At 59.6% G+C, this 26,625-nt stretch carries 22 protein-coding genes, 2 tRNA genes and 1 riboswitch; of the genes, 9 read left to right on the top strand and 15 right to left on the bottom strand.

Annotation, left to right across the window (positions count from 1 at the left end):
* Nucleotides 1-45 precede the first annotated feature (45 nt).
* From AC4PR2_RS17190 to AC4PR2_RS17175, 4 genes are all read right to left on the bottom strand, one after another.
* On the bottom strand, nucleotides 46-570 hold the full coding sequence (locus AC4PR2_RS17190; protein WP_004935369.1) for an Hcp family type VI secretion system effector: 525 nt from the start codon (nucleotides 568-570) through the stop codon (nucleotides 46-48).
* 231 nt (nucleotides 571-801) lie between these two features.
* Nucleotides 802-2,328, bottom strand: a complete 1,527-nt coding sequence (gene tssC / locus AC4PR2_RS17185; protein WP_187322559.1) for a type VI secretion system contractile sheath large subunit — start codon at nucleotides 2,326-2,328, stop codon at nucleotides 802-804.
* Nucleotides 2,325-2,882: a type VI secretion system contractile sheath small subunit gene (tssB, locus tag AC4PR2_RS17180; protein WP_038872309.1), complete on the bottom strand. Its 558-nt coding sequence runs from the start codon at nucleotides 2,880-2,882 to the stop codon at nucleotides 2,325-2,327. Before tssB ends, tssC begins: the two co-directional genes overlap by 4 nt.
* Before the next feature lie 24 nt (nucleotides 2,883-2,906).
* Complete coding sequence (locus AC4PR2_RS17175) at nucleotides 2,907-3,872, bottom strand: type VI secretion system protein TssA (RefSeq protein ID WP_060420436.1); 966 nt, start codon at nucleotides 3,870-3,872, stop codon at nucleotides 2,907-2,909.
* 1,676 nt (nucleotides 3,873-5,548) lie between these two features.
* Between AC4PR2_RS17175 and AC4PR2_RS17170 the strand changes: the two genes are divergently transcribed.
* Nucleotides 5,549-5,983, top strand: coding sequence for a DoxX family protein (locus tag AC4PR2_RS17170; RefSeq protein ID WP_060420434.1), 435 nt, complete (start codon nucleotides 5,549-5,551; stop codon nucleotides 5,981-5,983).
* 57 nt (nucleotides 5,984-6,040) lie between these two features.
* Here AC4PR2_RS17170 and AC4PR2_RS17165 read toward each other — a convergent pair whose 3' ends face one another.
* The 5 genes from AC4PR2_RS17165 to AC4PR2_RS17145 form a co-directional block, all read right to left on the bottom strand.
* Entirely contained in the window at nucleotides 6,041-6,673 is a 633-nt protein-coding gene (locus AC4PR2_RS17165; protein WP_038872328.1) for an ECs1377 family protein, read from the bottom strand.
* A gap of 162 nt (nucleotides 6,674-6,835) precedes the next feature.
* A complete protein-coding gene (locus tag AC4PR2_RS17160; protein ID WP_492175312.1) occupies nucleotides 6,836-8,437 on the bottom strand; it encodes a cyclic peptide export ABC transporter in 1,602 nt (533 codons plus the stop codon).
* A 43-nt stretch (nucleotides 8,438-8,480) separates the two neighbouring features.
* Nucleotides 8,481-10,466 (bottom strand): Fe(3+)-hydroxamate ABC transporter permease FhuB, encoded by a 1,986-nt coding sequence (gene fhuB / locus AC4PR2_RS17155; protein WP_197803216.1) that lies wholly within the window; start codon nucleotides 10,464-10,466, stop codon nucleotides 8,481-8,483.
* Entirely contained in the window at nucleotides 10,459-11,298 is an 840-nt protein-coding gene (locus AC4PR2_RS17150) for an iron-siderophore ABC transporter substrate-binding protein (protein WP_238423705.1), read from the bottom strand. Before AC4PR2_RS17150 ends, fhuB begins: the two co-directional genes overlap by 8 nt.
* A gap of 21 nt (nucleotides 11,299-11,319) precedes the next feature.
* On the bottom strand, nucleotides 11,320-13,443 hold the full coding sequence (locus AC4PR2_RS17145; RefSeq protein WP_197785752.1) for a TonB-dependent siderophore receptor: 2,124 nt from the start codon (nucleotides 13,441-13,443) through the stop codon (nucleotides 11,320-11,322).
* A gap of 186 nt (nucleotides 13,444-13,629) precedes the next feature.
* Between AC4PR2_RS17145 and AC4PR2_RS17140 the strand changes: the two genes are divergently transcribed.
* Entirely contained in the window at nucleotides 13,630-14,379 is a 750-nt protein-coding gene (locus tag AC4PR2_RS17140) for an AraC family transcriptional regulator (RefSeq protein ID WP_049240784.1), read from the top strand.
* A 159-nt stretch (nucleotides 14,380-14,538) separates the two neighbouring features.
* Here AC4PR2_RS17140 and AC4PR2_RS17135 read toward each other — a convergent pair.
* Nucleotides 14,539-14,628 (bottom strand) — tRNA-Ser (locus AC4PR2_RS17135).
* Nucleotides 14,629-14,720: 92 nt separating this feature from the next.
* Here AC4PR2_RS17135 and mtfA point away from each other — a divergent pair.
* Nucleotides 14,721-15,521: a DgsA anti-repressor MtfA gene (gene mtfA, locus AC4PR2_RS17130; RefSeq protein WP_038872331.1), complete on the top strand. Its 801-nt coding sequence runs from the start codon at nucleotides 14,721-14,723 to the stop codon at nucleotides 15,519-15,521.
* Between the two features lie 99 nt (nucleotides 15,522-15,620).
* A tRNA-Asn gene (locus AC4PR2_RS17125) sits at nucleotides 15,621-15,696 on the top strand.
* A 54-nt stretch (nucleotides 15,697-15,750) separates the two neighbouring features.
* Here the strand turns inward: AC4PR2_RS17125 and gap are convergent.
* From gap to AC4PR2_RS17105, 4 genes are all read right to left on the bottom strand, one after another.
* On the bottom strand, nucleotides 15,751-16,761 hold the full coding sequence (gene gap / locus AC4PR2_RS17120; RefSeq protein ID WP_492175308.1) for a type I glyceraldehyde-3-phosphate dehydrogenase: 1,011 nt from the start codon (nucleotides 16,759-16,761) through the stop codon (nucleotides 15,751-15,753).
* A 77-nt stretch (nucleotides 16,762-16,838) separates the two neighbouring features.
* Nucleotides 16,839-17,813, bottom strand: a complete 975-nt coding sequence (locus AC4PR2_RS17115; RefSeq protein WP_049234372.1) for a GlxA family transcriptional regulator — start codon at nucleotides 17,811-17,813, stop codon at nucleotides 16,839-16,841.
* A gap of 126 nt (nucleotides 17,814-17,939) precedes the next feature.
* Nucleotides 17,940-18,674 carry an SDR family NAD(P)-dependent oxidoreductase gene (locus AC4PR2_RS17110; RefSeq protein WP_197782569.1) on the bottom strand — a complete coding sequence of 245 codons (735 nt, stop codon included), beginning with the start codon at nucleotides 18,672-18,674 and terminating at the stop codon, nucleotides 17,940-17,942.
* A 13-nt stretch (nucleotides 18,675-18,687) separates the two neighbouring features.
* The gene (locus AC4PR2_RS17105) at nucleotides 18,688-19,710 is read right to left on the bottom strand and encodes an LLM class flavin-dependent oxidoreductase (protein ID WP_060420422.1); all 1,023 of its coding nucleotides are present in this window, start codon (nucleotides 19,708-19,710) and stop codon (nucleotides 18,688-18,690) included.
* Nucleotides 19,711-19,860: 150 nt separating this feature from the next.
* A riboswitch (TPP riboswitch) is annotated at nucleotides 19,861-19,963 on the top strand.
* Nucleotides 19,964-20,025: 62 nt separating this feature from the next.
* Here AC4PR2_RS17105 and tenA point away from each other — a divergent pair.
* From tenA to AC4PR2_RS17085, 4 genes are read left to right on the top strand one after another with little or no spacing between them, the layout of a single operon-like run.
* Complete coding sequence (gene tenA, locus AC4PR2_RS17100) at nucleotides 20,026-20,709, top strand: thiaminase II (RefSeq protein ID WP_126180700.1); 684 nt, start codon at nucleotides 20,026-20,028, stop codon at nucleotides 20,707-20,709.
* Nucleotides 20,706-21,446 (top strand): ABC transporter ATP-binding protein, encoded by a 741-nt coding sequence (locus tag AC4PR2_RS17095; protein WP_492175307.1) that lies wholly within the window; start codon nucleotides 20,706-20,708, stop codon nucleotides 21,444-21,446. Before tenA ends, AC4PR2_RS17095 begins: the two co-directional genes overlap by 4 nt.
* Nucleotides 21,443-22,210, top strand: a complete 768-nt coding sequence (locus AC4PR2_RS17090; protein ID WP_060437754.1) for an ABC transporter permease — start codon at nucleotides 21,443-21,445, stop codon at nucleotides 22,208-22,210. The genes AC4PR2_RS17095 and AC4PR2_RS17090 overlap by 4 nt, the downstream gene beginning before the upstream one ends.
* A gap of 35 nt (nucleotides 22,211-22,245) precedes the next feature.
* Nucleotides 22,246-23,181 (top strand): ABC transporter substrate-binding protein, encoded by a 936-nt coding sequence (locus AC4PR2_RS17085; protein WP_492175306.1) that lies wholly within the window; start codon nucleotides 22,246-22,248, stop codon nucleotides 23,179-23,181.
* On the opposite strand, the gene AC4PR2_RS17080 is transcribed toward AC4PR2_RS17085, so the two are convergent.
* A complete protein-coding gene (locus AC4PR2_RS17080) occupies nucleotides 23,182-23,922 on the bottom strand; it encodes a transporter substrate-binding domain-containing protein (RefSeq protein WP_049198701.1) in 741 nt (246 codons plus the stop codon).
* Between the two features lie 286 nt (nucleotides 23,923-24,208).
* On the opposite strand from AC4PR2_RS17080, the gene opgB reads away from it, so the two are divergent.
* Nucleotides 24,209-26,512, top strand: a complete 2,304-nt coding sequence (gene opgB / locus AC4PR2_RS17075; protein WP_197803131.1) for a phosphatidylglycerol--membrane-oligosaccharide glycerophosphotransferase — start codon at nucleotides 24,209-24,211, stop codon at nucleotides 26,510-26,512.
* The last annotated feature ends 113 nt before the right edge of the window (nucleotides 26,513-26,625 follow it).

Genomic DNA, 26,625 nt, shown 5'->3' with positions numbered 1-26,625 from the left:
GATCTGCGGGCAGACGGCCTGCAATAAGTGTTACGACATCAATGATCAGATGCGGGCGTTAAGCTTGAGGTCATACCCCGTCTTAATCACCGCACCCATGGAGCCATCGTTGTTTTGCTCTTTGTACTCAACTTCGATACGTGCGAAATTCAGCTTGATAACATCGGTGGGCAGCACGGTATCGATTTCAGTACCGATGGTGGAGTTCAGCGGCATATTACCCACGGTCTTGAATGAGGAAACCAGGCAGTTACTGAAGGTCACGGCAATAAAATCTTGCTGACCCTGGCCTGATTTACGGCAAACAAGTTTTGCCTGAGGAATATGCTCGCCGGTGGCGCACATCAGAAACAGCTTCGGCGAAGCCTTATTGCTCACCATACGGAATTCAAAGTCTTTCATTTCGACTTTGCCGGAACCACCGCCGCTGCCGAATCCCCAGCGCCCGGCATTTTCCTCCGCCCATTGCCAGGCTTGCAGCTGAATCCATCCCGGATAAGTTTGGTCAGGGGATTCACCGTCAACACCTTCAATCTTCAAAAAATAGTCTACTAAAGCTTTAGTGCTCATTTTTGTCTCCTTGACTGATAGGTCCTACTACGTTAATTGAAATGTCTACTCAGATAAGTCGTTATATTGCCTACGCAATCATTGAAATAGCGACAATGGGAACCCATTAGCCATTAATAAATAGCCATGACGCAGAGAATAACGCCGCTAAATTTCAATGAAATATCAATTCTCACCCACGCCATTTAATAATTAACGTCGGCAATATCCAAACCAATGACCAGCCGTGACTTATCTGCTCCCATCTTTTTTGGCTGACGGAAGTTTTGATACCAATCGCAAGGACACGGTCATGCCTTCCAACTGGTAATGCGGGCGCAAATAGAAATGTGCGCGGTAATAACCCGGATCGTCTTCAACATCCTCAACGCGAACTTCGGCGGCGGCCAAGGGACGACGCGCTTTCGTCGCTTCCGTCGACACGGAAGGATCGCCATCCACGTAATTCATCAGCCAGTCATTCAGCCACAGCTGCATATCGTCTCTGGAACGGAAAGAACCGATTTTGTCGCGTACGATGCATTTCAAATAGTGTGCAAAGCGGCACGTGGCAAAAATGTACGGCAGCCGGGAGGAAAGCTTGGCGTTGGCCGTCGCATCCGGATCTTCATATTTCGCCGGGGCATGCATGGTGCAAGAACCGATAAAGGCGGCGAAATCAGAATGTTTGCGATACACCAAAGGCAAGAACCCGGCGTCTGACAGCTCTTGCTCGCGCCGATCGGAAATGGCGACCTCCGTCGGGCACGTCAGCTCATAACCGCCCTCATCGGAAGGGAACGCGTAGGCGGGCAGTTCCTCCACCGAGCCGCCGGATTCGATGCCGCGGATTTTCGAACACCAGCCGTACTCATGGAAGGCGCGGTTGATGTTGACGCCCATCGCATACGCCGAGTTGGCCCAGGAGAAATCATCATCCATATCCGGCCTGACGGCCTCCTCGAAGGCGAACTCTTCGATCGGGTTGGTCTTCGCACCGTAAGGCAAACGCGACAGGAAACGCGGCATGGTCAGCACCAGATAACGCGAATCGTTGCTTTCGCGCAGGCGGCGCCAGGAAGCGTATTCCGGCGTGGTGAAAATCTTGCCGATATCCCGCGGGTTGCCCAATTCGTTCCACTTGCTCATCTGCAGCAGCGACGGCGAAGCGGCGGAAATAAACGGACAGTGCGAGGCGGCGGAAATTTTCGCCAGCTCCGTCAGCAGCGTCACGCTCATCGGGCTGTGATCGAACTCAAAATCGCCGATGATGCAGCCGAACGGCTCGCCACCGAACTGGCCATACTCTTGTTCATAAATTTGTTTGAACACCGGGCTTTGATCCCAGGCCGATCCTCGGTAGCGCCGCAGATTGCGCGTCAGCTCATCCTGGCTGATGTTCAATACCCGAATCTTCAGCGTTTCGCTGACGTTGGTATTGTCGACCAGATAACTCAGACCTTGCCAGGCGGACTCCAGCTTCTGGAACTCCTTATGGTGCAAGATATTGTTCATCTGCTGCGAAAGCTGCTCGTCGATCTGGGCGATCAGCGATTCAATGGTCAATACGACATCCTGGCTGACCTTGACCTTGCCCTGGTTGGCATATTCGGACAGCGTGCCGATGGCCCGACGAACCGCTTCTGAGGCCTCGTTCGTTCTGGGCCGGAACGAACGCTTGAGCAGACCGTCAAGCTCGTTTTCCGTTTCCTGCGTTTCAACTTCAGCGACCGTCGTTGCCTGCTGCTTAGCTGAATAGCGTCGTTGCCTCGCTCTCATTCCTCATCTCCTTTATTCCCGGAATCCTGCACATCCTGTTCCGCATCCGCGACCGTTTTACGTGCATCCGTCACCAAACGATGCAGAAAATCGGGCTTCTCCAGCAGATTCTTCACCACCTCTTCCGCGCTGGATTTGCCATCCATATACGTGATCAGTTCCGTGAGATGTTCGCGGGCCTCCAGCAGGCGTTGCATCTGCGGAACCCGTTTGGCGATGGCGCCGGGCGAAAAATCCTCCATCGATTCAAACTCTAATTCCACGTCCAGCAGCGCATCATCCTCACTCAAGGTATTCTCCACGTAAAATTGAAGACGAGGTTTAATGGCCCGCATGCGATCGTTGAAATTGTCCTGATCGAACGTCAGGAATTTTCGCTCTTCGATCGGCAGCAAAGGTTTTTTCCGATGCCCAGAGAGATCGGACATGACCCCCGTGACAAAAGGTAACTCTACTTTCTTTTGTGAACCGTAGAGCTCTACGTCATATTCAATTTGCACGCGGGGCGCGTTATTTTTACCGATAAATTTCTGAGAGCTTGAGTCCTTAGCCATTGGAAAACTCCTTTGTGAGAAAAATTACTTCCCGGACAATTGATTTAACGAGGCCAGAGATTCCGGCAAAAGCTCCTCAACAATCGTCGCGAAGTCCATACCGATCATTTTTTGTGAACGTCGAATGAGAATGGGGGCCGGATGGCTGGGCTCATAGTTTTGGAAATAGTCCAAAACCTGGTCCAACAGCAAGATGACATCCTGCCGGGAACGGATATATTTGCCAGGCAGGGTGGCCGGCGCCTCCGCCGCTTCCGCGTCGGCCGGCGCAGCGCCGATCTCCTCCGGCAATTCCTGCTGTTCGAGAGAGAGTAATTGGCGGCTGAAGAGCGCTAAATAGTCGCGTACCTGGCGGCAGTCCAGCCGGTAATCTTCAGCCTGCAGGTTGGCGTAGTTTTCCACGCGCTCCAGGGCGTCGATTCCCTGCGACAGCTGTTCTTTTAATGACGGCATATTTCTGCCGGCAAAATAGCTGTCAGCCTGCCCCAACACCTTCACCACTTCCGAAAAATGCAGGCTTTTGCCTTCCTGCTCGTCCATTCGCATATTGAGCAGTTCATCGGTGGTTAACGGCGTATCGGGGAAGATCTTGCTGTTTTTGATTTCGTGCAGGCAGGACGAGGTGGCGAGCCAGCCTAACGCGGCCGCATGGAAGCTGTCCGTCGCCGGCTCCATATCGGCCTGAGGGAAAATGGTGCTCCCCTCTTCGGCATATTTGCCGTCGATAGTCGTGATGCCTTGATAGACAGCCGAAAAACCATCGATATGAAGGTTAGCGCGCATAAACCACAGCACGACATGTAAATCGAAGCACTGTTCAAGTAAGGCGGCGGATTGCTCGCGAATAGCATGCCAATTGATGTCGCGTGCATTATCCACGGCATTCAGCGGATCGGTTTGGCTGTCAAATTCCGATAACGTGAATTCAATTTCACTGTATCGAGGGTCAAATTCGACGCCGTTAACTGCTGTTGAGATGACTTCATTCATGGCCTGATATCCTTTTCATCAGCACTACAAACATAAAGCCTATAAAAATGGGCTTTTACATTCGCCAGTCTTTCCCAGAGTCCTTTTAGCGTAATTAGTCGTCACCAAGCCCGCAAATTGTTTAGATGTATTAATATTAACAACAATAATAGATTAAACCTATCAATAAAAACTCAGTGATCGGTTTAAACTATTTTACATTTACATATTTATTTTTCCATTTTAAAATCAATAAGTTAAAAACAATAATTATGCAAGCTAATAATAGGAAAAAAATCAAAAAATGCCCTAAAAACAACGTTTCTCCGTTGGTAGGATAATTCCAATAAAACCTCAGAATACAAATAATTTAACAATCAAATGGTAACTATGGTAAATAGTGAAATTTTTTCTTACAAGCATGACAGTCATTCGTTTCTTGCGATCGGGTAGCACGCAATGATCATGAGAACACGATGACAGTGTGACTTTCATTTCCAGCACTCAGTACTTACAAATGCGAAACCTGGTGTGAAAATAAACAATTTGGCGAGAGTTTTGATTATTAATTTTAAAGCTTAGGTTCTGAGTTAACATTCCGCCGTGGCGCACCTAACACGGTATTGGCGCGCAAACAGCTGGGTTGATAAAGCACATTTTTTATAGTTAACCCAGGGTAATGATCAGATTAACTTAAGATTCATCCCCCATTCACCGACCTATTCTTTTACGCCAGGCCAGCACTGAGTCAGCATCTAAAAAATCGCCGGGTTCGATAAAGTGGTATGAATAATATCATTTCACCTGCCGGCAAAATAACCACTTCAATCTTGTGACGGCGATAACCCCGTTATGGCCAGCGATCCACTCCATGCTCAAGGGATGTTTTCCTAACTGATAAGACCACTAATTTGATACTAGCAAAGCCAAAACCAATATCAAGGAAAAATATTATTTTTTTAATAAAAAATTAACAAAATAATATACAATTATTAAACAATTCAATAACTTGAAAAATCAGTATTTCTATTATTTTTAGTCTGATAAAAATAGTTCACCAAAGTTTACAGCCGATCATAATGCCACTCATAAAATCAGTCGGAATCTCTTCACCGTTGAATTCACATCAAAAAACAAGGAAAAAATCGGAAATAAATGCAACGGGCAACATTCCTTCCCACAGGATCAACTTTCGCAAAACAAAATAAGCAAGATAATTCCCAATAAGATGGCGAAAAAGAACCGCTAATTAGTTAGCAGTACAAAATAAAAACAAGATTAACCCTATAGGGTTATATCACACGCGAGTCGTCGATTATTATTAAGGAAACAAACCTTATTGATCTTTATGTTGCCGCCATCCTCACACAGTGCCGCCGCCGCGACTCCGGGGGTAAAAACAGACATAAAGAGAATGTGCGGCGGCATAACCAGGTAACGCATGAAAACGGCCCAGAGACTTTTTTTACCCTACGTTCAGCCGGTGTGAGAATGTTACTGCGGGTGAAAAAGCGGAACGTAACCTCCCCTGCCGCCTTGAACGTGCGCACCCTGAGAGAGCCGCCGCCTTTCAACTATCCCTCCACCTCACGCGAAAAGTCGGCGCGAAGCCCACCGTTTTACTGATCCAGGACATCTTTCGCATTCACCTGACTGGTACATTGATTGAAAATCATTCCTATTCAGGAGAAAAGGCCATGGTTAAATCACTGAATGCGGCATTCACTCGTCTTTTTGATCGCCCGGACGCCGGCAAGTTGGCGCTCAGATTGACCTTCGGCGGGCTGATGCTGTTTCACGGCGTAGCGAAAATTCAGCATGGCGTCGGCTGGATCGCCGGCGCGCTGCAGGAACAGGGGCTGCCCGCCTTCATCGCCTATGGCGTGTACGTGGGCGAGATCCTGGCGCCGATACTGATCATTTTGGGGCTGTTCACCCGCCCCGCCGCGCTGGTTTACGCCTTTACGCTGGTGGTGGCGTTTTTGATGGTGGGCACTGGCAAGGTATTCACCGTTACCGACGTCGGCGCCTGGGGCATTGAAAACGAACTGGTGTTCTTTATGGGCGGGCTTGCCATCCTGCTGCTGGGCAGCGGCAAATACGCGATTGCGCGCAATGAAGCCTATCGGTAAGCGGTACCATGATTAAGGAGGTTCCTGATTCGAACCTCCTCTGTGCGGAAACGACAATTAACTCTCGGCCAGGCGGTACACCGGGACCTTGCGCGTGGTGCCGGTCAGGGTGTCGAAGATCTCCGTTTCCGCCGTCACGATCGCCATGCCGGTTTTTCTTAGCCTGCGCACCTCGGCGGCAATGCGCTGGATGCCGAACCAGAACAATCCGTCCAGCGCCGTTACCGGCAGCCCTTGCTCGAGCGCCAACCTGAGCCGCTCACGCGGCGCCTTGAGCGCCTTGGCGATTTCCCGGTATGGCAGCGCGTCCACGCCCGATGCCGCCCGGCGGTGAATGCGGGTCGACAGGCTGTACTGAAAGGCCTCCGGCACGCCGCTCAAATCGCTTTTCAGGCTGTAGACGCAGCCGAAACGCTTGCCGTTGAACACCACATTCTTCTGGCTGAGCGGCAGCTCCTCACGTATTCCGGCGATCAGCTGCGGCGCCCGCACCAGCAATAACCGGAAAGGCAGTTCGAAACTGGTCACATAATCCACGTTGAGCAGCGCAATGCGCAGACGCTCCTCCGCTCCGGCCTGCGTCTCGCGGCACTCGTTCAGCACCTCGCTCCACTGGTGCGCGAGTCTGGGGGCCTCATCCAGCGGCGCGAAATGGTATTTCTCGATGTGATAGTCGATTTTCTCGTTCATGCCCGTTAGCCCCCGCGTCAGTCATCATTGCCATCAGCAAATTACCTTACCCGCGGGCAACAGTACACTATCACCGCGTTCACTGTGCAGAGGACAGCCGGGGCGAATCATCAAGCATGAGGGAAAAAAGCCCAATATCGTGCTGGGTGAAAGCAATGCGCATCATGACGGCACGCCATGCGTCGATGGGACCACCAGCCCCGATTCCAGCTTGATGATGCGATCCGCCAGGTAGAAATAGCGATCGTCGTGAGTAATCGCGATGACCGTTTTGCCTTCGGCCTTCAGCATCGGCAAGAGTTCAAGATAAAACACCGCCTTAAACTCCGGATCCTGATCGGCGGCCCACTCATCAAACAGATAAACCGGGCGCTCTTCCAACCACGCCTGCAGTAAAGCCAGCCGTTTTCTCTGCCCTTGAGAGAGCGCGATTGTTGAAAAACGGCCGTGGGCAAAACTGACTTTATGGCTTAACTTCAGCAGGCGCAGCAGATGTTCGACCTGCTTTGGCGTGCGCTCAGTGACGAACGCCACATCGTCAAAAAGAAAGAAGTCGTTGAACACCACCGAAAAATGCCGACGGTATATTTCCAGAAGATCGTCGCTGACCGGCTCGCCGTTAAGCAAAATCGCGCCGTTATCGGGAGGATCAATTCCCACCAGCAGATTCGCCAACGTCGTCTTGCCGCTGCCATTGCCACCGACGATAAAAATGAGTTCACCGGGCGCAATGTGCATATTCAGCGGGCCAAGGGTGAAATGCTCCCCTTCTTCGTTCTGATATTGGTAACGGACATTATCCAACGCCAACGAAGCAAAAGGAGGGGGCGTAAAATGGCGCTGTGGAACTTCGGGCCTAAGTTGCGCGCGCAGCGACTGTACCCGCTGCATGGCCACTCGCGCACCGGCCAGGGTGGGCAGCGCGGATAACAGCCCTTCGACCGGCACAATCATATACAGAAACACCATGATATAGCCGGTAAGCGCCCGCTCGTCCAAAGCCAGCCCGTCGCGCAAGCTGAACAACACCAGGCCGATGAAAGCGAAAAACAGCGCGCTTCCCCAACTGCTCGCCAAACCGTACAACACATAACCGCGGGTTCTCTCCCGGCGAACCGCGTCAATATTTTGCGCCAGTTCACCGCTGACGAATTGACGGCGGCGCACCGCGTTAAGCCGAAACTCCCTTGCACCGTCAAACAATTTTTTGCATTGCTGAATCAGCGTATCTTCCCGCTGACGCGATCGGCGCAACAAACGCATCGCGGGGCCGTGCGCGGCGCGGTAGCCCAAGCTGCCGCAGACAATCACCGCCAATGCCAGCGCCAGTACGCTCAATGACAGGCTGCCAAGGTAAATCAGGCAGCCAACGATAACGGCGCCGAAAATCAGCAGATTGGGCAGGTTGACGAAAAACACCACCAGCGTATCGAGATCCTGTGTCAGCACGGACAGCGTTCTTGCCATTCCCGCTTTCTCCAACAGCAGCCAGCGCGTTTCGCTGACGTCTTGCACCAGTTCGCTGCGCAAGCGCGCCTTCACCTTTTGTCCCAGCGCCATAAACGTGGTTTGAGAAACCACGCGCGCCGCCAGCATCAACAGCGTCAGTAACGCAAAATCGCCTCCCGGACTCAGCCATGAAGCCTCATTGGATTGCGTCAGACCGTGATTGATCATCGCCAGCAAAGAGGCATTGCACAGCCCGCTGACGACACCGGCGACCACGGCGAGCAGTAGCCAACCGCGCACCATACGAAACAACATCATTAATACCGACATGCAAATTCCTTGCTCATACTCACACTTTTTATGGTTTTGACCGGGATGTCTTATTACGAATTAACGGCCATACCAGCAGGGGGACGCCGATCAGCGACGCCACCAACCCGACCGGCAGCTGGCGCGGGTAGAGCGCATTGCGCCCCAGCCAGTCGGCAACGGTCATGATGGCGGATGACAACAGCACGGCGGTATAGAGCTGCATCAGCGGCCCTTTCGCGCCCATCTTGCGCGCCAGATGCGGCCCCAGCAGGCCGATGAAAGACACCGGGCCGACCAGCAACGTCGCAAGCCCGGTCATGACTGCCGCCATCGCCAACACGCTGAAACGTGCGCGCGGCAGTGGCACCCCGAGCGCGCCAGCGACGTTACCCATCGGCAACAGCACCAGCCAGCGGCGGAACAGCGGCATCAGCGCCAGGAGAAGCAGCGTGATGACAAACACACCTTGGGCCAACGACGCGCCGACGTAATAGGTACTGCCCGTCATCAGCGGCAACAACACCGCACTTGCGGCAAGATTGTTGAGCATCACGATGCTGACCGCGGCCTGGCATAGTGCATTCAGCGCCAAACCATTGAGCAATACCCGCTGCGGATTAAAGTCGCTGCGACGGCTGTTCCACAACGTCAGCAACAGGCTTATCAGCGCGCCCCCCAGGCTACTCGCCAGCAGCCAGCCACTGCCGCCAGCGGGAAGCAAAAACACGAAGGCCGTAACCCCCATGGCCGCGCCACCGCCGATACCCAGCACTTCCGGACTGGCGAGCGGGTTCCCGCTCACACGCTGCATCAACACGCCGGCCCCCGCCAGCAGCGCACCGGCGCTCATCGCCGCCAGCAGTCGTGGCAATCGCAATGGCAGCAGGTTCGCCAGCTCCCCTCTTTCCGCCCAGTGCCAATGCTGCAATCCGTGGCCGAAACATAAAGAGACCACGATCCCCGCAGCCAGAATGCCGGCCGACAACCAGATGAACCGCCGTTGATGCGAGATCTGCGACACCGGCAACGGCGGCGCAAGATCGATGCTTTGCTGCCGTGCAAAACGCGCCAGCAGCATCAGCAACGGGCCGCCGGTAAGGGCGGTCAGCATGCCGACGGGCAGCAGCTGGCCGCTCTCCAGCGACACGCGAGAGACGCAAAGATCGGTCAGCCACAGCAGGCCCGCACCGATGAGCGCCGTATGCAGCACCATTTGCCGGGATGTTCGCGCGCCGCCAAAGCGCGCCAGATGAGGCGCTGCGAGCCCCAAAAAACCGATGACGCCGACCGCGTTAATGATGAGGGCGCTCATGATCAGCGCCAGCAGCACCGCGGCGGCGCGGATGCGCACCGGCGATGCGCCGAGGCTGCTGACCACGGTTTCCGGCAGTTGCAGCAGTTCAAGCGGGCGCAGCAAGAACAACAGGCCCACTACGCAGACGGCGAGCCACGGTAACATCCGCAGCAGAATTTGCCCGTCTTCCACCGCCAGCGAACCGCCTCCCCACATCAGCACCTGAAGTAAAAAGCGATCGTTGATAATGGCGATCAGCAAGGTCAGCGCCCCGCACCACAAATTGATCATGATGCCCGCCTGCACCATCGCCAGCGGCGACATGCGCTGACGCCAACTGAGCGCCAGCACGCACGCGAGCGCCGCAATCTCACCGGCAATCACCACGGCGGTGCGCGCGCCGACCAGCAGCGACGGCAGCCACAACGATGCCAGCCCCATCGCCAACGTCGCCCCGGCGGTCATGCCGAGCGTCATCGGCTCCGCCAAGGGATTGCGCAGCGCACGTTGCATTAACCAGCCGCACAGCCCCAGCGTCGCGCCTCCCACCATCGCCATACCCTGACGCGGCAACCACATGCTATGCAGGATAATGGCCGCCGGATCGAGATTATGCTCGGAGAACAACGCGACAATGCCGCCCTGCCGATGAATATCGGCCAGCGCCAACGGCAACGACGTCAGCCACAACGCGGCGATTACCCCCCAGGAAAGACGGCGGGAAAAAGATTCATGCATCACGCCACCTCATCATCATCCCGGTAAAAATATCGGCAAAGCGCCCAGCGGTTATCAGGGCGCCGGCATCGCTGATGTTTTCTTCTATCAGGTTCAGGTTGTGCGCTGCGGTCAGCGGCAGACGTTGCCACAGCGGGCTTTGGCGCCATTGAGACACCGACTCCCGCTGATCGTCAGGCGTCAACAGCATCAGCCGCGCATTCAGATCGGCAATGCGGGTCAGCTCCACCAGCACGCTGCCTTCCGCTCCCGCGCCGCCATGCCATCCGTTGCGCAGCCCGCAGGCGGCCAATACGTCGCCGGGAAGACTGCCTGCGGTGTAGACCCGCAGGTGCAGCGCATCTACCGGGGCGGCGAGCAGCGCCGGACGTTCAACCTGCCGCGCCAGCAGCGAGGCGCGGCTCAGCTTGCCGTTCAGGCTGGCCAATATCTGCGCGGCCTGAGGCTGCCGCTGAAGCCGTTCGCCCAATTGCCGGGCGGCGCTGATGAGTTCCGCCAGCCCATGAGCCGGCAGCGCGATCGTCGGCGCGATGCGTTCAAGCGCCGGCTTCAGCAACGCATGCTGCGGCGTGATGACAATCGCGTCCGGCCGCAGTGCGTACAGCGTTTCCAGATTGGGCTGAAACAGCAGGCCGAGATCCAACGCCGACGCAGGCAGCGCAGGCGTCGGGATCAGCTTGCGATACCAATCCGGCGCCGAGACGCCCGCCGGAGTCACCCCCAGCGCCAACAGAATTTCCGTCAGTCCCCAATCCAACACGGCCAGCTTTTGCGGCGGCCGGCCGGCGTCGGCCCGCGCGTAAAGCGGGGCCAACAGGAGAGCGGTCAACAACCTGCGTCGCGACAGCATCGGTCACCACTTATAGCTGAGGGTCGCGATGTACTGGCGTTTCAGCGCATACTCGCAGCCATTGTTGGAGCAGGAAGCCAGGTAGGTTTTGTTGCCGAGATTGGCGGCATTCAGCGCCAGCTGCCATTGGCGCCACTGATAGCCGACGCGCGCATCGTAGACTGTGGCCGCCGGCACCTTCAGGCCGTTGTCCGTGGTGGCGTAGCTGGTGCCGACATAACGCACGCCGCCGCCCAGCGTCACACCGTCAAGCGCGCCGTCGAAGGCATACTGGCTCCAGAGCTTGGCGGTATTGCGCGCAATGCCCACCGGACGCTTGCCCTGCGTATTGTCGTTGGCACTCAGCACTTTCGGATCGGTCAGGTTGTACGATGCCAGCACCGACCAGGCCGGCGTGATATTGATACGGCCATCAAGCTCAACTCCGCGCGAGCGCACTTCGCCGGTTTGCACGCTGAAGTTCGGGTGATCGGGATCGGCGGTCGCCACGTTGGTTTCCCGCAGGTCGTACAACGCCAGGGTAAACAAGGCATCCAGCCCGACCGGATCGTATTTCAACCCCACTTCCGTCTGCTTGCCTTCGGTCGGTTTAAAGGCGTGGCCGTAAAAGTCATTGCTGCTGCTCGGCACAAACGAAGTGGAATAGCTGATGTAAGGCGCCAATCCGTTATCGAAGTGGTACAGCAGTCCGGCGCGCCCGGTCGTTGCATAGTCATTGCGCTCGGTACGAGCGTCGTTCAGCAGATCGATACTTTTGGTTTTCGCCGCGTCGTAACGGCCGGCCAGGTTCAGGATCCAGCTCCCCAGTTCGAGTTGGTCCTGGAGATAGAGCCCGGTTTGATCGAGCGTATTGTGCGTACTGCTATCGAGCGGCGGTATGGCCACCGGCACGCTATAGTCCGGGTTGAGGAAGTTAATCGGGCTGGCGTCGCCGTAGCCCGACTGGCTGCGCACCGAGGTATGCATCCGGTCGATCCCGGTCAGCAGCGTATGTTTCACCCGACCGGTATCAAAGTGGAATTCAGCCTGGTTATCCACCGCGAAGTTGGTCATGCTCTCCTTCAGGTTCATCGAATAGCGATCGATGAGCGGCGCATCCGCATGCACACCCCATGGATAGACCATCAGATAGTCGCCGGTGCTGCTGAGGTAACGCAGATTCTGGCGGAAAGTCACCGTATCGTTGAAATCGTGCCGGAACTGGTAACCGATGCTGCCCTGCTGGCGTTCGTACTTGTCGAAGCCCGGTTGGCCGCCGTAAAAACGGGTCGAGATGTGGCCGTACGGGTTGGGCGTCAAGGTGCCGGAAAGCGGCATCTGGTTGTAGAATCCGCTGTCCGGATCTTTGCGCAGCTGCGAAATAATCGTCAGGCTGGTGTGCGCATCCGGCTGCCACGTCAGCGACGGCGCAATGTCATAATGCTGATAGCGGGTATGATCGACCTGGGTTTCGGTATCAAAAAAGGTCCCCGCCACACGCCCCAACAGCGTGCCGTTATCGTTCAGCGGCCCGGTAGCGTCGACGCCGGCGCCAAACTGGTTTTCGTTGCCCGCGCTGACATACACCTCACCGGACGGGGTCGCCTGCGGCGTTTTGCTGACCAGGTTGACGATCCCGCCGGGATTCGCCTGGCCATACAGTACCGAGGAAGGGCCTTTGACCACTTCGATGCGCGACAGCAGGAACGGATCCCACGCCGGACGGCTCCACCACGCTTCGCGCGGCAGCCGCAGGCCATCAAGGTATTCGTCGGCTTCAAAACCGCGCACGATGATGGTGTCGAAACGGGTATCCGGCCCGGCGCTCTCCGAGTTGACGCCGGAAACATAGCGCAGCGCCTGCGGGACGTTTTTCGCCGCTTGCGCGTCAATCTCTGCTTGCGTCACCACAGAGATGCTCTGTGAAGTGCGGCTAATCGGCTGGTTTGACTTCGTCGCGGAGGCGGCGCCGTGCGCCACCAGCGTGCTCTCGTCATCCTGATCCTGAGACGCCGCCGCGCTCACCACCAGCGTCTCTTCTTTTGTGGTATTCTGCCCGCCATCCGCGGTAAAGGCTTGCCCGCTATAGCCTGCGATTATCGTATATACCAGCACTTTCAACGGTTTTTCCCTGAAAAATTTGCCCATCTGTCTCTTCGCCTTTCCGACTGTTAGTAGAATTTGATGGAAATGATAATTATTCAACTTTAAAAGAGAAGCCCGTTCATGGCAGAATGGCGCTACCGACAGTCAGGATGTCGCCAGACGGACAAACGTTGTCCGTTATCGCAGCAATAGGCACAAATGGTGAGAACCGGACAGAGGCAGGTAAACATGACATCCCATCACGGTATTGAAGGCCTGCGTCAACTGCGCTACAGCCCCGGCAGCCAAGAGCCCGTCCATCAGCATGAGCAGGGGCAGCTGATTTTGCCGCTGCGCGGCGTGGCGAAAATCGCCACCGCGCAGCATATCTGGCTGCTCTCGCCGGGCCGCGCCATTTGGCTCCCCAGCGGCACACCGCACGGTTTGGAAGCCATCAATGACGTCGTGACGCACAACATCTATTTTACGCCGCCCTTTTCTCGTCGCTATGGCGCACGCCCCCAGGGGTTGAGCGCCACTCCCCTGCTACATCCCCTGATTGCCGCCGGGCTTGAAAACGCCATTTCCGCCGAACGGCTTACGCTCATTCAAAATCTGCTGAGCGATGAGTTTCAACGCATGCAGACAGGCCAACTGTGTCACGTGACCCTGCCGAGCGACCGGCGCCTGCGCCAGGTATGCGATGCTTTGTGCCGCGAATTGGGCCATGGCGAAACGCTCGCCTGGTGGGGGAAAAAGGTCGGCGCCAGCGAACGCACCCTGGCGAGGCTGTTTCGCGAAGAGACCGCGCTGAGCTTTTCCGAATGGCGCCAGCAAATTCGCCTGCTGGAGGCGGTATGCAATCTGGCGCGCGGCGTAGCCGTGGGTCAACTGGCCCACGAACTGGGTTACGCCAGCCCTAGCGCGTTCATCGCCATGTTTCGCAAAAAACTGGGCGTATCGCCGCAACGCTATATTCACAGCGCGCTGGAAGCGTGAAAGTCGGGCAAGCTTCAGATGACGGAATGCCAATATGGCGCGCGAATACACGCTGAAAATCAACGGCAGGCAGTGGATTGTCGTTCAGTGATTTGGCGCCAGGCCAGCGCTATCTGTGATGGGGATCGTTGAAAGATTTATTCGTAAGTGATTGAATAGTGGCGGAGAGAGGGGGATTTGAACCCCCGGTAGAGTTGCCCCTACTCCAGTTTTCGAGACTGGTCCGTTCAGCCGCTCCGGCATCTCTCCTAACAACGCTTGCTATCATGCCCGCTTTTACGGCATTTTTACAGCATTAGCATACCGCTGAACGTTCAAGTGATGAGTTTACGAGCAACCTGATGATTAAATGGCCGTGGAAAGCGACTCAACCCTCTCAACCCCAGGCAGACACTCAGGCCCAGTGGCAGGACGCGTTGGCGATCCCGCTGCTCTCGCCGCTGAATGAGCAGGAGCAGCAGCGGCTGGTGGCCGTTGCCGGGCAGATCTTGCAGCAAAAGCGCATCGTGCCGCTGCAGGGGCTGCAGCTCACCTCGCAAATGCAGGCGCGCATCGCCCTGCTGTTCGCCCTGCCGGTGCTGGAACTCGGCGCGGAGTGCCTCGACGGCTTCAACGAAATTCTGCTCTATCCCACTCCGTTCGTGGTGGAAGACGAATGGCAGGACGAAATTGGCCTGGTGCACTCGGGGCCGGTGGTGCAGTCCGGCCAAAGCTGGGAACAGGGGCCGATCGTGCTCAACTGGCAAGACGTGCAGGACTCTTTCGATCTTTCTGGTTTCAATCTGGTGATTCACGAAGCAGTGCACAAACTGGATATGCGCAACGGCGGCGTCGCTACCGGCGTGCCGCCGATCCCGCTGCGCGAGGTGGCCGCCTGGGAGCACGATCTGCACGCCGCGATGGAAAGCCTGCAGGACGAGATAGACATGGTCGGTGAAGAGGCCGCCAGCATGGATGCCTACGCCGCCACCGATGCGGCCGAGTGCTTCGCCGTGCTGTCGGAGTATTTCTTCAGCGCCCCCGAGCTGCTGGCCGAACGCTTCCCGGCGCTGTATCAGCACTTTTGCCGCTTCTACCGCCAGGATCCGCTGGCGCGCCTGCTGCGCAGCCAGGCGGAAAACGACGCGCAATGGGCTGATTGACGGACACATTGCTCAGATACCGAGCAGTCGCACCACTCAAGGCAATTTAGCGTTGACACACCCGGGGCCGCTGGATATCATGCGCCCCGTTCACACGATTCCTCTGTAGTTCAGTCGGTAGAACGGCGGACTGTTAATCCGTATGTCACTGGTTCGAGTCCAGTCAGAGGAGCCATATTTAGAGAAGCCCGCTTAAGGAAACTTAAGCGGGCTTTTTGCTATGGGGCATTTACAGCCCGCGCTTTTCCATCAGCAGCGCCAGATCGACCAACCGATTGGAGAACCCCCATACGTTGTCATACCAGGCGAGCACTTTCACCAGGTTGCCGCCGATGACCAGCGTAGACAAACCATCGATAATCGATGAACGCGCGTCGCCCCGATAGTCGCTCGACACCAGCGGTTCATCGCTGTACCCCAAAATTCCTTTCAGCGGGCCGGACGCCGCCGCCGCGCGGAAAGCGGCGTTGATTTCCTCCACCGTCGCCGGGCGTTTCAGCGTCACCGTCAGATCGACGATCGAGACGACCGGCACCGGCACCCGCAGCGAGTAACCGGTCAGGCGGCCGTCGAGATCCGGGATCACCTTGCCGAGCGCCTTGGCCGCGCCGCTGGAGTAAGGCACGATAGACTCTGCCGCCGCCCGCGCGCCGCGCAGATCTTTTTCCGGCTGATCGTGCAGCGCCTGGCTGTTGGTATAGGCGTGGGTGGTGTTCATCAGCCCGTATTCGATGCCGAAGGCCTGATGCAGCACCTGCGCGGCGGGTGCCAGCCCGTTGGTGGTGCAGCTGCCGTTGCTGACCACTTTATGCAGCGCCGGATCGTAGAGCTGGTCGTTAACCCCCATGACGATGGTGATGTCGTCGTTCTTGGCCGGCGCCGAGATAATCACCCGCTTGGCGCCGCCGTGCGTGATGTGCACTTCCGCCTTGGCTTTCTCGGTAAAGAAGCCCGTCGCTTCGATCACCACGTCCACGCCCACGCTGCTCCACGGGATCTCGGCGGGATCGCGCTGCGAAAACACCTGAATCGGCCGGCCGTCCAGCAGCAGCTGGTTGTCGCCGGCTTCCACCCTGGCCGCCAGCGTGCCGGAAAGCGTGTCGTATTTCAGCAGATGCGCCAGCGTCTTGCTGTCCGTCAGATCGTTGATCGCCACCACTTCAAAATCGCTGCGCCCCAGCGCCGCGCGCAGCACGTTGCGCCCGATCCTGCCGAAGCCGTTAATGCCTACTTTCACCATGATGCTCTCCTCGTTTTGGGCTTTGCCTCAAATCTAGCCCTGCCACGAGGCGGCGTAAATGACGTTTACCGATCAATTTACGCCAAATTGCGCGCGTGGAAGCGTTCGCGGTATTCGCTCGGGGTCAGCTGCAGTTTGCGCTCAAACACCCGCCGCAGGTTAAGGCCGTTGCCGAAACCGGTGGCCAGCGCTATCTGTTCGATGCCCTCCGCACTCTGCTCGAGGCGCTGCCTGGCGGTATGCAACCGCCCTTCTTCGACGAATTTGGCGGGAGAAATGCCCGTCTCGCGGGTGAACACCCGGGTAAAGTTGCGCGGGCTCATCGCCACGCGTTCGGCCAACCGATCGACGCTGAGATCGTCGGCGAGGTTTTCCAGGATCCAGGACTGCAGGTCGCGGATCGGGCCCGGCGATTTGGCCTGGTTGAGCGGGTAGCGGCTGAACTGCGCCTGCCCGCCGGGGCGACGCAGAAACATCACCAGATCCTGCGCCACTTCGCGCGCCTGCACGAAGCCGTAGTCGTCCTCCACCAGCGCCAACGTCAGGTCGAAGCCGGAGCTGACGCCGCCGGAGGTCCAAATCGGACCGTCCTGCACGTAGATCGGGCCGTTCTCGACCTGCACCCGCGGGAAGCGCGCCTGCAGCGTTTCCGCCAGCCGCCAGTGAGTGGTCGCCCGCCGCCCGTCCAGCAATCCGGCCTCGGCCAGCAGCAGAGCCCCGCCGCAAACGGAAGCGATACGGCGCGCCTGTGGCGCCGCGCGGCGCAGCCAATCCGCCACCAGGGCGCCCTCTTCTTCGGTCGCCCCCTTGCCGGCAACAATGACGGTATCGCGCGGCAGGGCCGGATCGAGATCCGCCAGGCGATGGTCGGCCAACAGGCTCAGCCCGGACAGGCCGTGTACCACCCGATGGGATTGCGTGGTGGCGACCGCGATCTGATACAGCGGCGCTTCGGCAGGGCTCAGACGGTTAGCCTGCATCAGGATATCGGCGATGCCCGCCGCTTCGAACAGCATGCCCCCTTCAGGGACGATAATCAGGAATGTATGCATGGCGATAATAAGAAGAACGAGCAAAACAGGTCAGACAGCCACTGTATAAGAAAAGCCTCGCCGATTCACCCTGCGGGCATAAAAAAGCCCGCCGGCAAGCGCCGGCGGGCCAAAAAAGCACAGCCCTCAAGCCTGCGGCAGGCTCACCCCACCGGCGCGCGCCAACTGCGCCAGCAGCGCCGTTTGAAACGCCTCGTCGTGCACCGCCGCGTGGGGATCGAACCGTTGCTGATGGTGCCAATAGCCGCCGGACGCCAGGGCCTGCGGCTCATCGCTGGTCACCAACCACGCCTGCGTCACATGCCCCAGCGCCAGATCGTCGGGCGCATCCGCGCCGCCCATTTTGGTCGGCACCCAGCCGGGATCGACCGCGCTGCTGATCACGTCAGGCCACAGGCGCGCCACGGCGGCGGCCAGCGCGGTGACGAACAGCTTGCTGTCCGAATAGGAGCCCGCAGCGCCGCCGAGCCAGTCTACGCCGTTCAGTTCCGGCACGCCGTCAAAGTGCATGCTGCTGCTCAGGTAGACGATGCGCTTGGGGCGTTCGATCAGGGCCGTCAGCAGGTAAGGCGCAATCACGTTCACCGGCATCACCTGCGGCCCGGTAAACATACCGGCGTTGTGGATCACCGCGTCCGGGCGGCCGAGGCGATTGACCTGCTCGGCAAGCTGCCGGATCTGCTGCACATCGGACAGATCGCCGATCGCCGCCTGCGCACCGCGATCCAGCAGATCCCGCACCGCGTCCAAACGGCCGGGCTCACGCGCATGCAAAATCACCTGATGCCCTTCGTCCAACAGCGTTTGCGCGGCGGCGCGGCCCAGCCCGTCTACCGAACCGGTAATGAAAATGCGTGACATGTCACTCCTCCGTTTAGCGCCAGCCGAGCGCCGGCGCGACATGGGTTAAAATCGATTCGATCACGTGGGCGTTGTAATCCACGCCCAGCTGGTTAGGCACGGTCAGCAGCAGCGTATCCGCTTCGGCGATGGCCTCGTCCTGCGCCAGCTGCTCGATCAACACGTCCGGCTCGGCGGCATAGCTGCGGCCGAAGATCGCCCGGGTCTGCGCGTCGATATATCCGAGCTGATCGCCCTCCTTGCCACCGCCGCCGAAGTAGTTGCGATCCCGCTGATCCACCAGCGCGAAGATGCTGCGGCTCACGGAAACCCGCGGCTCATGCGCGTGGCCGGCCTCTTGCCAGGCGGCGCGGTAGGCGCGGATCTGCTTGGCCTGCTGGATGTGGAAGGGTTCGCCGGTCTCGTCGTTCTTGAGCGTCGAGCTTTGCAGGTGCATGCCGAGCTTCGCCGCCCAAACGGCGGTGGCGTTCGAACCGGCGCCCCACCAGATGCGATCGCGCAGCCCGGCGGAAAACGGCTCCGGCCGCAGCAGCCCGGGCGGATTCGGGAACATTGGCTGTGGATTGGGCTCGGCGAACCCTTCGCCGCGCAGCGCTTCCAGGAACACTTCGGTATGGCGACGGGCCATGTCCGCGTCGGTCTCGCCGTCGGCCGGGGCATAGCCGAAATAGCGCCAGCCGTCGATCACCTGCTCCGGCGAGCCGCGGCTGATGCCGAGCTGCAGCCGCCCGCCGGCGATCAGATCCGCCGCGCCGGCGTCTTCCACCATGTACAGCGGGTTTTCATAACGCATGTCGATCACGCCGGTGCCGATCTCGATGCGTTGGGTTTTGGCGCCGATGGCGGCCAGCAGCGGGAACGGCGACCCCAGCTGGCGTGCAAAGTGGTGTACGCGAAAATAGGCGCCGTCCGCCCCCAGATCTTCGGCGGCAACCGCCAGATCGATGGACTGCAGCAGCGCATCCGCCGCGGAACGGGTGCCGGACTGGGCGGAAGGCGACCAGTGGCCAAACGAGAGAAACCCAATCTTTTTCATCGGGAATCGTCCTCAAAGGCAAAATCATCGGCCTACAGTGACAAAAATCGCGCGCTCTGCGCCAGCAAAATCGCCCCCGATCGCACTAAACGAACCGATTGCCGCCGCGCCGCCCGGCGATTGTAATCAAAAAACAAATGTCGTATAACAAGCAGCTCCGAGGGGTGTCCTGTTACGGGCTGAGATGGCGCAAGCCGAACCCTTTGAACCTGATCTGGGTCATGCCAGCGAAGGGACGGTTAGGCAACAACGCTCTCACCCGTTGCCTGTTCATACCCCAGCGTGCCCGGATCTCCACTGACTCAAGGAGGTCCCATGTCCATCACCACCCTGTTCGAAAGCGGCCTTTACGGCCGGCTGCGCCAACATGCCGGCAGCCACTGGCAAGATTACGTCGATCACCCGTTTCTGCAGCAGCTGGCCGCCGGCACCTTGCCCGAACGCGCTTTTCGCCGCTACCTGACCCAGGACTACCTGTTCCTGCTGCACTTCGCCCGCGCCTACGCGCTGCTGGTCAGCAAGCTACGCACCCTGCCGGAAATGCGCGCCGCCACGGCGTCGCTCAACGGCATCGTCGCCGAACTGCCGCTGCACGTGGCCTATTGCGCCGAATGGGGGCTGAGCGAAGCGCAGATCGCCGCCCAGCCGGAAGCGGCGGAGACCATGAACTACACCCGTTACGTGCTGGATATCGGCCATGCCGGCGACGCCCTCGACCTGCTGGCCGGCCTGCTGCCCTGCGTGGCCGGCTATGCCGAAATCGGCCTGCGGCTGCTGCACGACCCCGCCACCAAAATGGAGGGCAATCCTTACGCCTCCTGGATCCGCAACTACGGCGACGAGGGCTATCTGGCCGGCGTACGTGCCGCCATCGAGCTGCTGGAAACCGTCGGCCACCAGCGCGGCGCACAGGGCCGCCTCACCGAGCTGGCGCAGATTTTCACCACCGCCACCCAGCTGGAATCGGCATTTTGGCAGATGGGGCTGAACGCCTCATGACCTCCCCGCTTCTCCCGCCCGGCATCCAGGTGCGGGATCTCAGCCTGCGTTTCGGTCAGCAAATCGTCTTCGACCGGCTGAGCTTCGACATCGCCGGTGGCAGCTTCGTCGCCCTGCTCGGCGCCAGCGGCGCCGGCAAAACCAGCCTGCTGAAGATCATCGCCGGCCTGGCGCAGGCCAGTTCGGGTACGGTGACCGGCAGCGACGGTTTGCCGATCGCCGGGCGCATCGCCTACATGGGGCAAAAAGACCTGCTCTACCCGTGGCTGACCGTCGAGGAGAACGTCGCCCTCGGCTCGCGGCTGCGCGGCGAAACGCCGGACCGGGCGTGGGCGGCGCACCTGCTGGAGCGCGTGGGCCTGGCCGCGCATGGCCGCAGCCTGCCCGCCGCGCTGTCCGGCGGCATGCGCCAGCGTGCCGCCATCGCCCGCCCGCTCTACGAACGCCAGCCGATCGTGCTGATGGACGAACCCTTTTCCGCGCTGGACGCCATTACCCGCGCCGAGATCCAGAGCCTGGCCGCCGAACTGCTGGCGCAAAACACCGTGCTGCTGATCACCCACGATCCGATGGAGGCCTGCCGCCTGAGCCACCGCCTGCTGGTGCTGTCGCCCTGGCCGCTGGGCCTCGACGATAGCCACCGCATCAGCGGGCAACCGCCGCGCGCGCCGGATGACGCCGACCTGCTGAAAAGCCAGGCCGAACTGCTGCAACAGCTGGTGAGGGCCGCGCAATGAATATTGCCAAAGAGCGTGGGCTTACCCGCCTGCGGCGTGGGCTGACGGTGTTTGCCGGCCTGCTGCTGCTGTGGTGGCTGGCGGCGCAAAGCGGCATTCCGGCCTTTCTGCTACCCACGCCGAGCGCGGTGGCGCAGGCGCTGTGGGACGGGCGCGGCTACCTCGCCTGGCACACGCTGGTCACCGCTTCGGAGATCGTCAGCGGGCTGGCGCTGGGCGTGCTGCTCGGCGCGGCGCTGGCGCTGTGCATGATCTTCTCGCCGCGCCTGCAACGCTGGCTGATGCCGCTGGTGCTTACCAGCCAGGCGATACCGGTGTTCGCCCTGGCGCCGCTGCTGGTGCTGTGGTTCGGCTTCGGCATGAGCGCCAAGGTGGCGATGGCGGTGCTGGTCATTTTCTTCCCGGTGGTGTCGGCCTTTTTCGACGGGCTGCGCCGGGTCAACAACGACTATCTCGATCTGGCGCGCACGATGCGCGCTTCGCGCTGGGCGCAGCTGCGGCACGTACGGCTGATGGCGGCGCTGCCGGCCTTCGGCTCCGGCCTGCGCATGGCCGCCGCCGTCGCGCCGATCGGCGCCATCATCGGCGAATGGGTCGGCTCGGCCGAAGGGCTGGGCTACGTGATGCTGAACGCCAACGCGCGCATGCAGACCGACGTCTGCTTCGCCGCGCTGTTTATTTTGGTGCTGATGACCGTGCTGCTGTGGGCTGCGGTGGATGCGCTGCTGCGGCGCCTGATCGCCTGGGCGCCGGAAAACGACTGATGATTGCAACCATAACCAGGGATAAAGGAACGACCATGATCAAACAACCCGTTTGCGGGCTGCTGCTCGGCGCCGCCATCACCGGCCAGGCCGGCGCGGCCGAAAAGCTGACGCTGGTGCTCGACTGGTATATCAACCCCGATCACGCGCCGATTATGGTGGCCGAGCAGATCGGTGCCTTCAAGGCCGAAGGGCTGGACGTCAAGATCGTGCCGCCGTCCGATCCGGCGCTGCCGCCGCGGCTGGTGGCCGCCAAACAGGCCGACCTCGCCATCACCTATCAGCCGCAGCTGCATTTCTTCGCCGATCAGGGCCTGCCGCTGATGCGCGTCGGCACGCTGATCAACACGCCGCTGAATACGGTGATCGCGCTGGATAAAAACATTACGTCGCCGGCGGATCTCAAGGGCAAAACGGTGGGTTACTCGGTCAGCGGCATAGAACAGGCGACGCTGGCCACCATGGTCGAACACGAGCACCTCAGGCCGCAGGACATCAAGCTCATCAACGTCAACTTCCAGCTGACCAGCGCCCTGCTGGCGGGCCAGGTCGATGCGGTGATCGGCGGCTACCGCAACATCGAAGCGCTGGAGCTGAAGCTGCAGGGCAAGACGCCGGTGGTGTTCAACGTCGAAGATTACGGCGTGCCGGCCTACGACGAGCTGATCATCGTCGCCCACCGCGATGCGGTGAACGAGCCGAAAATCCGCAAGTTCCTCGCCGCGTTGAAGCAAGGCAGCGACTACCTGCATGCGCACCCGCAGGACACCTGGCTGGCGTTCGCCAAGGCGCACCCGGAGCTGAATACCGAGCTGAACAAACAGGCGTGGCAAGCCAGCCTGCCGCTGTTCGCCCGCGATCCGGCCAAGCTGGATCGGGCACGCTACCAGGCTTACGAACAGTTCCTGTTCGACAACAAGCTGATCAAGAAAATCACGCCGGTGGAACAGTACGCGGTGGAGCTGGACTGATCACGCCGAGGCGGCCGGTGGCGCCACCGTCACCTCGCCCTGGCCGCTGCGCTGCAAGGCCGCCTTCACCAACCCGTTGGCCTTGCAGCGCTCGATAAAATCGTTCACGTAGGCGGCGCCCTGAGTTTTTTGCCGCGGCACCGCCATCGCCTGCCGGATGGCGGTGAAGTGCCCCTCCAGCACCCGGTAGCCGGGATGGGCGGCCGCAGCGGCCAACAGCGGCTGGCGCACGCCGGCCGCCGCCTCCAGCCCCCGTTCGAAAAACAGCGCGATCGCCTCGGCGGAGGTTGCCGCCCGCACCAGCTGCGCCTGCTGCAGCGTGCGCGATAAAAACAGATCGTACGCCGCCCCCTGGCCGACCGCGATGCGCACCTCCGGCCTGTCGAGCTGCGCCACCTCAAAGTAAGGCGCGTCGTTCGCCACCAGATAGGTTCCCTCGATGATCACGTAGGGCTCGCTGAAGGCGATCTGCGCCGCGCGCACCGGCTCGATGGCCATAAACGCCAGGTTCCAGGCGCCGCTGTCCAGGTCGGCGAACACCTTGCCCGCCGCGTCATAGGTGACCAGTTCGAGCGCCACGCCCAGTTCCTGGGCCAGCGCGGCGGCCAGCTCCACCGAAGCGCCTTGCGGTTTGCCACCGGCCCCGGCCTGTGCCAGCACCGGATTGCCGTAGTTGATCGCCGCGCGCAACACGCCTTGCGGGGCCAGATCGTCGAGTACCGCGGCGGGAATCGTCTGCATACTTCCTCCTGAATGGCTGATGGGCGCACCGTCGTGGCGCTCATTAAGCGTAGAGCGAAACCTCCGACCAGCAAGCTTTCGCCGCCGAGGCCGCCGTCGGCGTGATTAACGTCACACTATTGTCATAAAAATGTACAATAGCCGCCGCTCGTCGGCCGTAGCGGGAGATCGCGCGTTGTTCCGCCGCCGGCAATAGGCTATACCCTTCACTTTTCGCGCCGCGGCACGCTCGGCGGCGCAAACCAGGGCAGCAACGGTTTTATTTCAATCAGACAAGGTTTGGCGGATGGTTTTAGCAGTCGTTTCGTTTGTTCTCTTTTTGGCGTCGATTTTGATTTATCGCACCCGGGCCGCCGCCAACCGCTGGTGGTTCGCCATTCTGCTGACGCTGCTCGGCAGCTATCTGGTGCTGAACGTCATCCTGATCGCCAGCAACTACTTCACCGGCGACGGCATCACCGACGCGGTGATTTACACCGTCACCAGCAGCCTCAAAGGCGCGGGCATCAGCAAATACGTGCTGCCGTTTATCGGCCTGCTGGCGGCGTTGGGGCTTATCTTCGCGGTGCTGGCCCGCAGCTTGCTGCGCCGCAAGGCCAAAGGCAGCAGCGTGGCCTACAGCGTCGTCGCCGTGCTGCTGGCGCTGTTCTCGGTCGGCACCACCCCGGCGTTTCAGGACATCTCGCTGCTGGTCAAGAGCCAGATCGTCGGCGATACCGCCGATTTCACCACCTACTACAAGGCGCCGAAAAAGACCGTACAGGGCAAGCGGCCGAACCTGGTGTACATCTATGCCGAGAGTCTGGAGCGCACCTACTTCGATACCGAGCTGTTTCCCGGCCTGGCCGACGAGCTGAACGCCCTGCGCACGGACAGCATCGATTTCAGCAACACCCAGCAGCTGCCGGGCACTGGTTACACCATCGCCGGCATGGTCGCCTCGCAGTGCGGCATTCCGCTGTTCGCACCTTTCGACGGCAACGCCTCCAGCGCGGTCTCCACCTTCTATCCGGAAAACGTCTGCCTGGGCGACGTGCTGAAGGCCGCCGGCTACAGCAACTATTTCTATCAGGGCGCAGAGCTGGCGTTCGCCGGTAAAGACACCTTCCTGAAATCCCACGGTTTCGACCACGTTTACGGCTTCAAAGAGCTGCGCGAACAGATCGCCGATCCGAGCTACAAAAACGACTGGGGCTGGTACGACGACAGCGTGCTGGACGTGGTGTACGGCAAGTTCGTCGAGCTGTCCAAGCAGCGCCAACCCTTCTCGCTGTTCACCCTGACCGTCGACACCCATCACCCGGACGGCTTTATCTCCGCCGGCTGCAGCAAAAAGAGTTACGCCTGGCAAAACAAGGAAAACCGCTCGCTGAGCGCGGTGGCCTGCAGCCAGCAACACATCGCCGCGCTGATCGACAAGATCAAACGCTCGCCCTATTTCAGCAACACCGTGATCGTGGTGTCCTCCGATCATCTGGCGATGAACAACACCGCCTACGATATCCTGACCAAACAGAAGCGCCGCAACCTGTTCTTCATCATCGACGGCACCCGGCCGCTGGCGGAACAGCGCAACGAGAAGCGCAGCACGCTGGACAACGGCGCCACGGTGCTGGACGTGATGGGCGGCGACAACTACATCGGCCTCGGCCGCAGCAGCCTGTCGGCGCCGTCGCTGTCTACGGTGTTCCTGAACATCGAAGAGAAGATCAACGGCTGGAAACCGGCGGTGATCAACCAGTGGGGCCTGCCGAACCGCATCAGCGACTACAGCGTCGATACGCGCCAGCGCAGCTTCAGCTTCTCCGGCGTCACCTACAAGGTGCCGTTCATTCTGCGGGTAGGCGATAACCGCATCGAACCGATGTTCAACGTCTACCTTTCCACCCCGCTGCGCAAACAGCTGGCCGGGCTGGGCGCGGGGGAAAAATTCGTCTGGGTCGATAAATGCTATGAGATCGGCCGGGTCTGGGCGCCGCAGCTGGCGCTAAGCACCGACATCTGCGTGGCCTCCGGCACCCTGGCCTCACCGCCGCAGATCGTGCAGGCCAGCGGCGAACGCTTCCGCAGCAAGGTGAGCTTTACCGCCCCGGCGGCGGACAGCGTCGCCGATTATCAAAACGCCGTTGCTCGCCTGCAGGTGGACGACGCGGCGATGAAGTACCGGGCGGACAGCATCGAGTTCATGCTGCCCGGCCTGCCGGAGCAGGTGAAAGCCATCACCGGCGTTTCCGGCGTCGAGGAGTGGGGCCGCTGGTCCGATGCCAACCTGGCGCCGGCGGTCGACATCGATTACGTCGATCCGCTGCCGAAGCGCTTCGATCTGGTGCTGCGCGCCCGCGCCTACGGCAATAACGTCGGCGAACCGATTTCGGTGCGCGTCGGCGACGAAGAGCGCTTCGTGTCGCTCGGCGAACAGGACAGCACCGTCACCCTGCGCTTCGACAACCCGCGCGGCGCGCAGAAGATCAGCATTACCCCGCCGGCCCCCACCGAGCCGAAAGAGAGCGCCAGCGGCGGCTTTACGCCGAAGAAGCTGGGCATCGGCCTGGTGTCGTTGAAGGTCGAGGCGGCCGACCCCGCCTCCTGATCCCCGCGCCTTCACGGGCGCGGTATTTCCTTTGCCGCGCCCGTCATTTCGACCAAGCTTTTACGCCCTTCTTCGGCTAACCTGTGACGGTAAAACGCCGCAACCCCGCCACA

It is taken from the genome of Serratia sp. A07, assembly GCF_058725505.1.
The sequence above is the reverse complement of the archived record's forward strand: the minus strand, read 5'-3'. Positions and strand labels throughout refer to the sequence as shown.